Genomic DNA, 13,089 nt, shown 5'->3' on the forward strand with positions numbered 1-13,089 from the left:
AAAAGTAGGTGATATTCTTTGCTTAAATTGGCTGTAATAGGTTGTGGAAGAATTGCTCAAACAAAACACTCAGAAGCAATTATAAAAAATTCTGATATCATTGAAAATGTGGCTGTTTGCGATTTAAAAGAAGAAAGAGCAGAACAATTTGCCAGTAAGGTTGAAAATTCTGGGTTAAAGAAACCAGATATATACACGGATTACGGCAAGTTGTTGAAAAGAACCGATGTAGACGCCGTGGCAATCGCTACCGAAAGTGGGAAACATTATGAACTCACCTTGGCAGCTCTGCAAAACAACAAACATGTGTTAGTGGAAAAACCAATGGCCCTATCAACAAAACATATGAATGAGATGATAGAGTTTGCAAAAAAGAAAAATTTAAAGTTAGGGGTTTGCTTTCAAAATCGGTTCAATCCACCTATACAAGAATTAAGAAAAAAAATTACAACAAATTCCTTTGGAAGAATTCTTCACGGTCAAGCTTCCATTAGGTGGAATAGAAACGAAGAATATTATAAACAAGCAAAATGGAGAGGCACTTGGGAATACGACGGTGGTACGTTGATGAACCAATGTACTCACAATATAGACTTGTTATTGTGGAATATGGGCTCTGAAATAAATGAAATATACGGTGTTATTCAGAACTTCACCCATCCTTATATAGAAGCCGAGGATTTTGGAGGGGCAATAATAAAATTTAAAAACGGTTCTGTAGGAATTATAGAAGGATCAGCAAATATATATCCAAAAAACTTGGAAGAAACTCTATCGATATTCGGAGAAAAAGGCACAGTGGTTATCGGCGGCTTAGCGGTGAATAAGATAAAATATTGGAGATTTGAAGGAGAAGATGGACATCCATTTCAAAATCTCCCAGATCCTGATACGGTTTATGGAAGTGGGCACATTCCACTGTACCGAGATTTTTATCAATCGATAAAAGAAGATCGAGATCCCTTTATTAACGGTGACGAAGGGAAAAAGGCTGTAGAAGCTGTTTTGGGAATTTACAAGTCTGCCCTTTTGGACAGACCTGTGAAATTTCCAATCGATTTTTCAACTATGGAATTGAAGAGGGATATATAGTCAGTCTAGATCTTGTTATAATCAAGATCTACTCCCCTCTTCTTTTCACATATTGATTTCTATCCCTAAACCAGGTTTGTCCGAAAGAATTATTGTATCTCCTTCTACTTCAAATCCTCCTTTTATTCCTTCGTATTCTTCATAATACATGAAAGAATCTAAATCAGCGTCTGTTATATTTTTCTTAGCTGCAACTAAGCTTGCTCCCGCAGTAAGAGCCACCTTTGTTTCCACCATACATCCAACCATACAATTAATTCCACCAGATTCTGCAATTGTGTTAATCTTTTCTGCTTCGTAAAGCCCTCCACTTTTCATCAGTTTTATATTGATCATATCGGCACTATCTTTTTTTATCACATGCATTGCATCGTGAGCGTTATGAACTGATTCATCTAAAATAATCTTCATATCAGTCTTTTTTCTCAAAAGTGCAGATCCATCAAGATCCCAATCAGCTAACGGTTGCTCAAAGGCTTCAACGTTGTAACTTTCCATCATCTTGATTGCAGTTAACGTATCGTGTATATTCCATCCTTGGTTGGCATCTATTTTCAATCTTACTTTATCTCCCACGCTATTTCTTATTAGCCTGATAGCTTCAACGTCTTTTTTAAGATCAACGCCAGTTTTGATTTTTAATATATTAAATCCTTTATCTACGCTCTCTTTGGCTTCATTTGCCATTTCTTGTGGCGCACCAATCCCTATCGTGATATCTGTCTGTACTTTGCTTTCAAATCCACCAAGAAGCTTATAAAGGGGTTCTTGCATTACTTTCCCTTTTATATCGTAGAGAGCGATATCAACCGCTGCTTTTGCTGCTGTATTTCCTGCGATTGCTTTGTTTAATATATAATGAATTCTTTCTATTGCGAGTGGATCCTGCCCTATTAATATTTCTTTGAATGTTTTAAGAACTATTGTTACACTGTCGATGCTTTCCCCCGTTACTGAACAAGAGGGAGTAGCTTCTCCAAAGCCGAAGTATCCCTCATCAGTAGTTATTTTTACAAGCACCGATTCACAATACTCCGTTGATCCTCGCGAGATAACAAAAGGTTTTTTGAGTTTAATTTTGATTTTTTCAAATTTTAAATCTGTTATTTTCATTCTCTGCCCTCCACAAGATTTTTTAAATAGTGCGACCCTTTGCCATAACTTTTTTTATTTCCAGAGTACTTTTATCTAAGAACACTATATCTGCATCAAAGTTTTCTTTTATTTGGCCTTTGTTTTCCAATTTAAGAAAATTTGCAGGATTGATAGTGATTACCTTCAAAGCTTCTTCCAAAGGGATATCTTCTTGTATTACACAATCCTTTACTTCTTCAAAGAGTGTGCCTACATCTGCTACTGTTAGACCTATATAATTTCCTTTTTCATCGAATTGTGGTAAGCTCCCCTGTCCATCAGATGAGAAAGATATATTGTCAATATTTACCCCATCTTCAAGTAAAAGATTCAAGGCTTTAGATGGTTTTGATGGATCCTCTTTGTCTTTCTTTTTTGACGAACTAGTTGTGAAATCTACCCTTCCACCCTGTTCTATGAAATTTTTACATGTTTGAAGAGCTTTTTCTCCCTTGTTCATGTGAGTTGGAAGGAACTGTGTAATAGGTAATTCTGAATTTTCAACAACATCTAGTAATATCTGAATGAATTTTTCTCCTCTGCCAACATGAATATTTACAATGCCCGCCTTTTTTGATAAAATTCCACCCACTCGAGCTTCTGAAGTCAATCTTATCAGCTCTTCTAAGGTTGGCTGGGAACCTCTATGGTCTGAAATAGCAACTTCTCCAACACCTATTATTTCTTCAATGAAAACCAAATCGTCTATAATTCTGCCGGTAAAAGTTTTTACTGGTAGATGATAAGAACCCGTATACGTATAGCAGCTTATCCCTTCTTGTTTTAATGCTTTTGCTTTTGCAATTAAGTTTTGCATACTTCGAGTTGCGTTGTCGGTTCCCAAAACACCTACTAATGTAGTAATTCCAGAACTTATTATCTTGGAAAGGGATATTTCGGGAGTTCTTGTGCTGTATCCCCCTTCTCCACCTCCCCCTGTTATATGAACGTGTGAATCTATAAAACCTGGAACTACTATATAATCCTCAGCATCGATAATCTCAACTTTAAGATTAGAATTTAATTCTATCGAATCGACTAGTTCTAAGATTTTTTCTCCACCAATTAATATATCTTTTTCCCCTAAAGCTTTAGGCGAGTAAACTGTTGCATTCTTTATGAGGGTAAGCAAAATGCTCTTCTCCTTTTTTATGATTATAAGTTTTATTTAAATCATGCCACAGAGAATATTAAAAAGTCAAGTTAACTCATTCTACCAATAATTTTTAAATAAAAAACAAAAAGCTCAAAAATCCGAAAAAGATTTTGAGCTTTCATAGAAAAAGAATTTGATAATGGTCGGGACGACTGGACTTGAACCAGCGACCTTTGGTTCCCGAAACCAACGCGCTACCAACTGCGCTACGCCCCGAATTCTTATTATTCTATAATTGATTTTATCATATTTTTTAATCGAAGTGAATACCAATAAAAAAATCGAAAAATAATAACTTGTCTAATAAGATTAGTGACTATACTACAAACTGTATATAACTTAACTGTTGCGTTATAATAGTTCATTTTATTGTTAATTTTAGGCACAGCTAACTCTTTTAAAAAGTGTTATAATTGAATTGAAATATTCGAAAGAGGTGATTATAATTTGCTAATTCCTTTACACGATTTGTTTATTGGGCAAAAGGGTAAGATAGTGAGTTTAAACAATGAAGAAGAAAGTACGAAAAATCGTCTTCTTGCAATGGGAATCACGCCAGGTAAATCTATAGAATTAGCTCATGTTTCTCCTTTTGGAGATCCTTTAGTATTTAAAATTGGAGAAAAAAAAGTAGTTTTAAGAAAAAGCGAAGCTTCTAAGATCCTTGTCGATGTTCCTTACAAAGTATTCAACCTTTTGGAAAGTGAAACTGGAAAATATGAAATTATCGATCTTAAAGGGGGAAGCAACTTCATAGAGGAAATGAAAAGTATGGGGTTGTATAAAGGAGTTAATATTAATTTAGTTAATAAGCTTGGAAACAGAATAATTGTTGAGGTTGATGGAAGCAAATACGAATTGGGTAGAGGAAGAGCTGCCAAGATATTCTGTAAAAAGGTGGATTAGAAAATGGATATATCTGTTGTAGAAGAATACGTAAGAAAGAATAAAGAAGTTGATATTTTGGAATTAAAAGAGAAATTTCACTTAAATCAAAGTGAAATAAAACTTTTGATCCCTTTTTTAAGGATAATGGATGTTGAAATTAAAAAAATAAATAAAATAGAACCTGTATGTAAAAGTTGTCCATTGTCAGATAAATGTGGAAAAGGCCTGTTAAATAACTGTTATTACACTAATAACTCTACAAAACAAATTTAATATGGGGAGGAGCATGGATGAGCAAGGATACCCTCAAAGATGACGTTGAAACCGTTGACAATGAAGCTGAGATTTCAATAATTGGAAATCCTAATGTTGGAAAGACTTCTCTATTCAACCTTTTAACGGGCACAAAACAATATGTTGCCAATTGGCCAGGGGTTACAGTAGAGAAGAAAATTGGAAGTTTTAAGTATAAAGGTAAAACCTTTAAATTAGTTGATCTTCCAGGTGTTTACACCCTTTCAGCTAAAAGTGAAGATGAGAGAGTTGCTAAGGATTACTTAATAAGTAATACTTCAGAGATAGTAATTGTCGTAGCAGATGCCTTGAACTTGGAAAGTTCTATGTTTTTATTGTTTCAACTCATAGAAATTGGTGTGAAGACTATTTTGGTTATAAACTCCGTAGATGAAGCTCGGGAAAAAGGACGAATCATCGATCCATCCCCAATTTCCAAAACTTTAAACATCCCTGTCATATTGACTTCCGCCAAGACAGGTGAAGGTAAGGAAGAACTTTTAGAAGAAGCATATAAGCTTTCAAAAGAAAAAAATCTTACAAAAAAGAAAATAATGTATCCAGAAGAAATAGAGAATTTTATCAATTTTTTTCAAGACAAAATCGCAAAGTATCATAAAATAAGTTCGAAATATCAAAATTATATAGATAGTAGTTGGTTACCAATATATTTTTTAGAGTTTGGAAGTGAAGATTTAGAACTTCCCAAGGATTTTTTGACTGAGTTAAAAGAAAATTTTGATATAGAAGAACTTAAAAACAAATATTTAAATTGGAAGTTTAATTTCATTTCTTATCTAGTTAGTTCTTCGATAATAAAAGAGGGTATAGACTGGTCTTTGAGAGATATTTTAGACCACGTTTTTACACATAAGATTTTGGGAATACTGATATATGTTTTTGCTTTGTTTGCAGTGTTTTCTCTAACATTCAGCCTCGCTCAACCATTATCGGATTTGCTGGATTCGGCTTTTACTTTTTTAGGTAATTCAATCAGCCAAATGGTAACTGTTCCTTGGTTAGAGTCACTACTAGTTGATGGGGTTATAGCCGGCGTTGGTGGGGTTTTGATTTTTATTCCACAGATTTTTATCTTATTTTTCTTCTTAGGATTTTTGGAAGAATCAGGATATTTGCCAAGAGCAGCCTTTTTAGTTGACAGAATTGCGAGAAATTTTGGATTAAGTGGTAGATCTTTTATGTCTATTATTTTAGGTTTCGGTTGCAATGTTCCAGCCATTATCTCTACCAAAACGATTGCCAATAAAAAAGAAAGGCTGGCTTTAATTCTTAGCCTTCCCTTTGCATCGTGTAGTGCTAGGTTACCAGTTTACATACTTTTAATAAGTGCGTTCTTTTCAACACACGCAGCTACTATAATGCTACTAGTCTATTTATCGAGTATAGCGTTGGTCTTACTATCCTCAAAATTTTTGCAAAGATTCATTACCCAATCAGAAGACATCCCTTTCATAATAGAACTGCCCAGGTTTAGGATGCCTACTTTAAAAAATTTATCCATTTATACATGGAACAGAGGAAAGCACTTTTTACAAAAAGCCGGAGGCATAATTCTAATAGCCACCATACTAATTTGGTTTTTGTCTTTCTTCCCTAATTTTGGCACAGATATAAACAATAGTTTTGCCGCTTCTATAGGGAGAGTGTTCGAACCTTTAACTAATCACTTGGGATGGGATTGGAGAATAAACACCGGCTTGATTTTTGGTGTCGCCGCAAAAGAAATAGTTGTGTCTTCCTATGCCACAATTTTTAATGTTGGAGAAGGCTCTTTAACCTACGCTTTACAAAATGCATTAACCCCGGCATCTGCTTTAGCACTCATATTCTTCATTATGGCTTATATTCCTTGTTTTGCAACTTTAGCCACGATTAAGGCGGAGACAAATGGGTGGAAATGGGCGGTTTTCAGTCTTGTTTACACCACCGTTGTTGCTTATCTTATAGCTAATGTGGTATTTTTTGTAGGAGGAATCTTTTTATGAAACACAAAAACTTCACTCTTTCTTTGATAGCAATATTATCGATTATTTTCATGTTGCTGAATATACAGAAAAACTTTTTCTACGTCTTTTCTTTTTTTGTTATACTCTTAATTTCGATCTACGGTTTTTCTAATGACAATAGAATATGGTATCATAAATCAGCGCATATAATAGTTTCCTCTTTTATCGGTCTATTTCTTTTAGCTTATGAAATCTTGGATATGTTGTTCACTATGTTAGCAGGTGAATTTTCCGAAATAAATTTAAATATTTATGTTATAATCTTTGGTATACTAAGCATAATGATATTCTTTTTAGAATTAAAATATCTAAGAAAAAAGAGAAATGAAGCATTGAATAAGGAGGAACGATAAATGTTAAAAGATATATTAAATAATGATTTAAAAAAATATATGAAAGAAAAGAATACCCTTGCTTTAAATGCGGTTAGATCTATAATATCTGAGATTAAAAATAAAGAGGTTGAAAAAGGAGCAGGGTTAACAGAGGAAGAAATAATCCAAGTAATAAAAAAGCAGATAAAAATGAGAGAAGACTCGATTGAACAGTTCGAAAAAGCAGATAGAATAGATCTTGCTGAAAAAGAAAGAAAAGAAGTTGAGATCTTACAAAGCTATCTTCCTGAACAACTTTCTGACGAAGAATTGAAAAAAATAATAGAAGAAACTATAAGCGAAGTCAATGCAACATCAAAAAAAGATTTTGGCAAAGTAATGAAATTGATAATTCAAAAGGTTCAAGGAAGAGCTGATGGAAAGAAAATAAGCGAAATACTGTCGACACTTTTAAATTAACATATAACTAATATGTGATATAATAATACTAGAAAGAATTTCTTTGGAGGTGTTTTTTGCAGTGATCACAATAGTTTATTCGGTATTATTATTAGGAATTTTAGGGTTTGCTTCCGGCACTTTTTTGGCTTTTGCTGCAAAAAAATTTGAAGTAAAGGAAGATCCAAGAGAGGCTATTGTTAAAGCGGTATTGCCAAACAACGATTGTGGATCTTGTGGTTATCCTGGATGTGCAGCCTTCGCTAAGGCATTTATCAAGGGAGAGGTCGGAAAAGACGGTTGCGTTCCTGGTAAAGCTCAAGGAGTCCCAGAACTTTTAGAGAAAATTTCTAAGATGTCTATTGATGAATTGAACAAAATATATGAGGAAAGTGGGGAAGACGATTCTAAAATATTAAAACTACTAAAACAAAATTAAAAAGGGGGGATCAAATTGATCGATCCTATATCCTCTCAACAATACAAGCCACTTTATTTAAGGAGTTTTGATTATGGAAGTGATCAACTTCCGCGCGTGAATAGTCAAAACACTAACCAGAGTCCCACGATGTCCAAGGAAGAGATGGAAAAACTTTTATCTTTTGTAATTTACAAACAAACTGGAATTTCGATGAAATTAGTTAGAACCGTTGGTGAATTGTATCAAGGTCAAAATTTGGATGTTTTAACCTAAGTAAAATTTTCTTAATTGCGGGCCAAGATTGCCCGCAATTTTAAATAAAGGAGGATTTTCCTTGTATCCAAAGGTTTACGTTTACTTGGAAAGGATTCAAGAAAATGCGAAATTTTTAAAATCATTGTGTGACGATTCGGGTGTTGAAATGGTAGGTGTCACTAAAGTAGTTTGTGGTGAACCTACAATAGCTCGTGCACTTAAAGAATCTGGAATTGAAATACTGGGTGACTCAAGGATTCAAAACATAAAGAAAATGAGGAATTCTGGTATAAAAGGACCTTTTATGTTACTTCGAATACCTATGATTTCTGAACTTGATGACGTCGCAAATTATGTTGATTATACTTTAGTAAGTGACTTAGAAATCACTAAGAGATTGGGGAACGTTTCTTCTAAATTCAATAAGAGATCTAAAGTCATCTACATGATTGACGTTGGGGATCTAAGGGAAGGAGTTTGGTTTGAAAAAGCTGTTTCTGAGATTTCAAATGCAATGACCATAGAAGGAATAGATATTGTTGGAATAGGCACAAACTTAGGATGTTTTGGTGGAGTAATCCCCGATAAGACTAATATGGGAAGGCTTGTGAAAATAAAAGAAGAACTCCAAAGAGAAACTGGAAGAAGTCTGAAAATAATTTCCGGTGGAAATACTGCTGCCTTACCTTTAATTGAAAAAGGAAGTTTACCAAAGGGTATAAACCAATTTAGATTAGGGGAAGCGATCATCTGTGGAACGGACGCAACTAACAACCGCAACGTTCCAGGCACCAGGCAAGATACGATAATCTTGGAAGCAGAAATTGTGGAATTGAAAGAAAAACCTTCCGTCCCGTTTGGCAACATTGGTTATGATGCATTTGGTCGTAAACCAACATTTGAAGATAAAGGTAATAGAATGAAAGGCATTTTAGCGGTGGGAGAGCAAGATGTTGATCCTACCTGCATGCATCCGTTGGATGACGATATTGAAATACTCCATGCAAGTAGTGATCATACGATCGTAGATTTAACTGAATCTAAAGTGAGGTATAAAGTAGGAGATAAGATAAGATTTAGGCTAGGTTATTCCTCCGTTTTGAGAGCCTTCACAAGTCCTTATGTTGAAAAGGTGATACTTTAATGTTTGCTTTTATAAACACTCTTTTTGTAATTGCAATGATCCTTTTTATAATTTCAACGGTATTTTTATGGAGATCTGCTAAAATGATAAGAAACGGTAGTAAAAGTTCTGATGAAGACGTAAAAAAAATGGACAAAAATGGACTGTTAGGCCTTTTGATAAGTGTTGGAATTTTTGTTTTATCTTATTTTTTGAGCTTATTAGTTTGAGAGGTGGATACAAATGGAACTTACTTCTTTTACCCCTCCTAATAGTAAAGAAGCCGAAGAGTCGGTCATAGGCAGCATCTTTTTAGACCCTTCCATACTTCCTGACGTAATCGAAGAGGTAAGATGGGAAGACTTCTACTACGAAAATAATAAAATAATATTTAAAGTTATGGAAGAACTTTTTGACAAAGGGGAACCTGTTGATACTGTATCGGTGATTGAAAAACTAAGAGAATCCAATCTTTTACAGAAAATCGGTGGAGAAGATACAATAATATATTTAGCCCAGGTTGTTCCAACAACGGCTAATGTGATGTATTATACTCAAATTGTAAAAGAGAAAGCCCTTTTAAGAGCTTTAATAAACGCATCTTCAGAGATAGTTGATGCCGTAAGAAATATTGGAGATGCCCAAGAAGTTTTAGAGTATGCAGAAAAGAGAATATTTTCTATAGCCGAAGCCCGCGCAACCAGAACATATGATCTTTTATCCAACGTAATGCATGATGTTTTTGAACAGATAGAAGAATTGAAAAACAGGGCTCAAAAAGGCGAGGGAGATCTCGTTACAGGAGTTTCTACTGGATTCAAACCTTTAGACAGCATGACTTCGGGATTTCATAGATCCGAGTTAATTATCATCGCCGCTAGACCATCAATGGGTAAAACCTCTTTTGCAGCAAATATTGCAACTAACATGGCTTTACAGGCAAATATTGCTGTGGCAATCTTTAGTTTAGAAATGTCGAAAGAGCAGCTAGCTAACAGAATCTTATGTTCTGAAGCCAAAGTCGATTTACACAAGGTTAGAACTGGACAAATCTCTGACGAAGAGTGGGAAAAATTAGTTCAAAAAGCAGGAGAATTATCGAAATCAAGGCTTATCTTTGACGACGAACCAGATTTGACCCCCAGACTGTTGAGGGCTAAAGCACGGAGAATGAAAAGAGAGTATGGCATCGAAGTAATTTTTATCGATTACTTACAATTGATGACTTCTAGATCTAAAGGTTATGAAAGTAGGCAACAAGAAATCACAGAAATATCAAGATCCCTGAAATTGCTCGCTAGAGAGTTAAATATCACCGTCGTTGCTTTGTCTCAACTTTCCCGTGCGGTTGAGCAAAGAGAAGATAAAAGGCCTCGTTTAAGTGATCTCAGAGAATCAGGAGCAATTGAGCAGGATGCCGACCTCGTTATGTTTTTGTATAGAGATTCATATTACAAAAGAAAAAAAGATGAGCCCGGAAAAGATACTTTAAATGATGAACATGAAGCAGAACTTATTCTAGGTAAGCAAAGAAACGGGCCCGTTGGAACAATAAAACTAACTTTCAATCCTAAACTTGCAACTTTTTACACCTCTGATAGAGGATATCAGTAAGTTTAAAAATAAGACTCTGATTTAAAAGGATTACAGGGGCATTGAAACAAGTTTTAGCTTTTTTAAAAAGTATAATTACATTGAAAGGGGGTAAAATATGAATGAAGACAACTTAGAAAAACAAATATTAGAAATAATAGACAAAAATCCTACGATACAAAAAGAACTATATGAAAATCTAAATGCATATCAAAAATCGGAAAAGGATAAAGTCAGAAGAACCTTAAACAAACTTCTAAGTGAGGGGAAAATAATTAAAGATTCACAAAACAGATACAGAAAATTAGATGAAAACATGGCTATTGGAATCATCGAATTCACAAAGAGTGGAAATATGGCATTTGTACAATGCCCAGATGGAAGCGAAATTGCTGTAAAGGTTGAAAATTCTGGAATCAGTTTACATAAAGATTTAGTTTTAGTCGAAACAATTGGCAAATGGCGGGATTTAAAAGAAGGTAGGGTAGTTAGAATATTAAAAAGAGGGTTAAAATATGTAGTAGGTGAGTTCGTAAGAAAAGGGATCTTTGGATTCGTTATACCCATTGATGGAAAAATAAACACCGATTTTTACGTAGCCCCAGAAAGTATAGGAAAAGCTAAGAATGGTCAAATAGTGAAAGCCCAGATAACAAAATATCAATCTCCCACGAAAAAGCCAGAAGTCGAGATAGTCAACGTCCTTGGGGATAAAGATGACCCTTCCATAGATTTACCTATAGTGATTTTCAAACATGATTTACCTGAACCAGGTTATTTCCCTTCAAAAGTGTTACAAGAAGCCAAAGAACTTCCAAAAAAACTTTCTGAAAATGAAATTAAGGGAAGAAAAGATTTTAGAAAAGAAACCATATTTACCATCGATGGTGATACAGCAAAAGATTTTGATGATGCCGTTGGTATAAAAAAGCTAGATAATGGTAATTATTTACTTGGGGTACATATAGCAGATGTATCTCATTATGTGAAAAGCAACAGTGCTCTTGATAGAGAGGCATACAAACGAGGTACAAGCGTTTATCTTATCGACACCGTCATACCAATGCTTCCATTTGAGTTATCCAACTGGATATGTTCTTTGGTTGAAGGTGAAGACAGATTGACAATGTCCCTAGTAATGGAAATTGACCCTTATGGAAACTTAGTAAACTCAAAAATATACAATGGAGTGATAAGAAGTACCAAAAGATTGACCTATAACAAATTTAACGAACTCTTATCCCACAACTGTAGTGAAGAGGTAAAAAAAGAGATAGGCTTTTTAAAGCCAGAGCTTGAGATGATGAAAGAACTGATGGAAATACTTGCTGCAAAAAGAAAAGAAAGAGGATCCATAATTGATATAGAAAGCAACGAAGTATATTTTGAATTCGATGAAAAGGGTTATGTAAAGGATATCATCCCTGTTGAAAGAGGCCTATCGGAAAAAATGATTGAAGAGTTCATGGTTTTGGCCAACGAAACAGTTGCTTCATACTTTGATGTTCAAGGCTTACCCTTTATCTATAGAATCCATGAAAATCCCGACCCTGATGTATTGCTTCAGCTGCGAAATTATCTGGATATATTGGGAATAAATATAAAGTTTCCTCAAAATATTCATCCGAAGGTTCTACAAGAAATCTTGGAAAAAACAAAGGACCATCCTTTAAGTAAAAATATACAAATGATGCTCGTTAGATCTATGAAGAGGGCGTTGTACTCAGAGGAGAACGTAGGGCATTTTGGCCTCGCTTCATCATCCTATACACATTTCACATCACCAATAAGAAGATATCCTGACTTAGTGGTTCATAGATTGTTGAAAGAATTCATCAAACATAAAGGAACCCTTTCAAAGAAAGAAATTAAGAGGTATTCTGAAATGCTTCCTGAAATAGCTAAAAATTCTTCTGAAATGGAAAGGGTAGCAGACCAAGCCGAGTGGGATCTAATAGATATGAAAAAAGTTGAATACATTTCAAGACATATAGGAGAAGTCTTTTGGGTGTACATAACAGGTGTAACAAGGTTTGGCTTATTTGTAGAAATACCCCAAAAGATGATAAATGGATTGATACATATATCAGAGTTGAGCGATGATTATTATATCTACGAAGAACGTGACAATACGTTGAAAGGCGAAAGAACTGGCAAAGTTTATAGAATCGGAGACAAGTTACAAGCCAAAGTGGTAAGAGCGGATAAAATCGGAACTGAAGTAGATTTTATCCCATATACGGAAGATGATTTTGAAAAATTGAAAAAGGATCATCCTCATGCCAAAATAAAAGTTAACAAAAAAAATAAGAAAAAAAAGAAAAAATCATAAG

Annotated in this window: 14 protein-coding genes and 1 tRNA gene; 12 read left to right on the top strand and 3 right to left on the bottom strand. The window is 34.5% G+C overall.

The features are described 5' to 3' along the window. Positions 1-18: 18 nt before the first annotated feature. Positions 19-1,092, top strand: coding sequence for a Gfo/Idh/MocA family protein (locus X925_RS06490; RefSeq protein ID WP_121959475.1), 1,074 nt, complete (start codon positions 19-21; stop codon positions 1,090-1,092). Positions 1,093-1,137: 45 nt separating this feature from the next. On the opposite strand, the gene X925_RS06495 is transcribed toward X925_RS06490, so the two are convergent. The 3 genes from X925_RS06495 to X925_RS06505 all read right to left on the bottom strand — a co-directional run bounded on the left by X925_RS06495 (position 1,138) and on the right by X925_RS06505 (position 3,598). Further along, on the bottom strand, positions 1,138-2,205 hold the full coding sequence (locus X925_RS06495; protein ID WP_121959476.1) for a mandelate racemase/muconate lactonizing enzyme family protein: 1,068 nt from the start codon (positions 2,203-2,205) through the stop codon (positions 1,138-1,140). A gap of 22 nt (positions 2,206-2,227) precedes the next feature. Further along, positions 2,228-3,358 carry a beta-aspartyl-peptidase gene (gene iadA / locus X925_RS06500; protein ID WP_012208789.1) on the bottom strand — a complete coding sequence of 377 codons (1,131 nt, stop codon included), beginning with the start codon at positions 3,356-3,358 and terminating at the stop codon, positions 2,228-2,230. 164 nt (positions 3,359-3,522) lie between these two features. Then, a tRNA-Pro gene (locus X925_RS06505) sits at positions 3,523-3,598 on the bottom strand. 231 nt (positions 3,599-3,829) lie between these two features. On the opposite strand from X925_RS06505, the gene X925_RS06510 reads away from it, so the two are divergent. The 11 genes from X925_RS06510 to rnr all read left to right on the top strand — a co-directional run bounded on the left by X925_RS06510 (position 3,830) and on the right by rnr (position 13,088). Beyond that, the gene (locus X925_RS06510; protein WP_121959477.1) at positions 3,830-4,288 is read left to right on the top strand and encodes a ferrous iron transport protein A; all 459 of its coding nucleotides are present in this window, start codon (positions 3,830-3,832) and stop codon (positions 4,286-4,288) included. A 3-nt stretch (positions 4,289-4,291) separates the two neighbouring features. Further along, the gene (locus tag X925_RS06515) at positions 4,292-4,543 is read left to right on the top strand and encodes a hypothetical protein (protein ID WP_121959478.1); all 252 of its coding nucleotides are present in this window, start codon (positions 4,292-4,294) and stop codon (positions 4,541-4,543) included. 17 nt (positions 4,544-4,560) lie between these two features. Then, positions 4,561-6,570, top strand: coding sequence for a ferrous iron transport protein B (gene feoB / locus X925_RS06520; RefSeq protein ID WP_121959479.1), 2,010 nt, complete (start codon positions 4,561-4,563; stop codon positions 6,568-6,570). Beyond that, positions 6,567-6,944 (top strand): hypothetical protein, encoded by a 378-nt coding sequence (locus tag X925_RS06525; RefSeq protein ID WP_121959480.1) that lies wholly within the window; start codon positions 6,567-6,569, stop codon positions 6,942-6,944. Before feoB ends, X925_RS06525 begins: the two co-directional genes overlap by 4 nt. Next, entirely contained in the window at positions 6,945-7,385 is a 441-nt protein-coding gene (locus tag X925_RS06530; protein WP_121959481.1) for a GatB/YqeY domain-containing protein, read from the top strand. A 61-nt stretch (positions 7,386-7,446) separates the two neighbouring features. Beyond that, the gene (locus X925_RS06535; RefSeq protein ID WP_121959482.1) at positions 7,447-7,803 is read left to right on the top strand and encodes an RnfABCDGE type electron transport complex subunit B; all 357 of its coding nucleotides are present in this window, start codon (positions 7,447-7,449) and stop codon (positions 7,801-7,803) included. 15 nt (positions 7,804-7,818) lie between these two features. Then, positions 7,819-8,058 carry a hypothetical protein gene (locus X925_RS06540; RefSeq protein ID WP_103927439.1) on the top strand — a complete coding sequence of 80 codons (240 nt, stop codon included), beginning with the start codon at positions 7,819-7,821 and terminating at the stop codon, positions 8,056-8,058. 61 nt (positions 8,059-8,119) lie between these two features. After that, on the top strand, positions 8,120-9,184 hold the full coding sequence (locus X925_RS06545) for an alanine/ornithine racemase family PLP-dependent enzyme (protein ID WP_121959483.1): 1,065 nt from the start codon (positions 8,120-8,122) through the stop codon (positions 9,182-9,184). After that, entirely contained in the window at positions 9,184-9,393 is a 210-nt protein-coding gene (locus X925_RS06550) for a hypothetical protein (RefSeq protein WP_103927441.1), read from the top strand. The genes X925_RS06545 and X925_RS06550 overlap by 1 nt, the downstream gene beginning before the upstream one ends. A 13-nt stretch (positions 9,394-9,406) precedes the next feature. Continuing rightward, positions 9,407-10,777, top strand: a complete 1,371-nt coding sequence (gene dnaB / locus X925_RS06555; protein WP_103927442.1) for a replicative DNA helicase — start codon at positions 9,407-9,409, stop codon at positions 10,775-10,777. 97 nt (positions 10,778-10,874) lie between these two features. Further along, positions 10,875-13,088, top strand: a complete 2,214-nt coding sequence (gene rnr, locus X925_RS06560) for a ribonuclease R (protein ID WP_121959484.1) — start codon at positions 10,875-10,877, stop codon at positions 13,086-13,088. Position 13,089 lies beyond the last annotated feature (1 nt).

Origin of the sequence: Petrotoga sp. 9T1HF07.CasAA.8.2 (genome assembly GCF_002895585.1) — a bacterium.
GTDB lineage: Bacteria > Thermotogota > Thermotogae > Petrotogales > Petrotogaceae > Petrotoga > Petrotoga mobilis.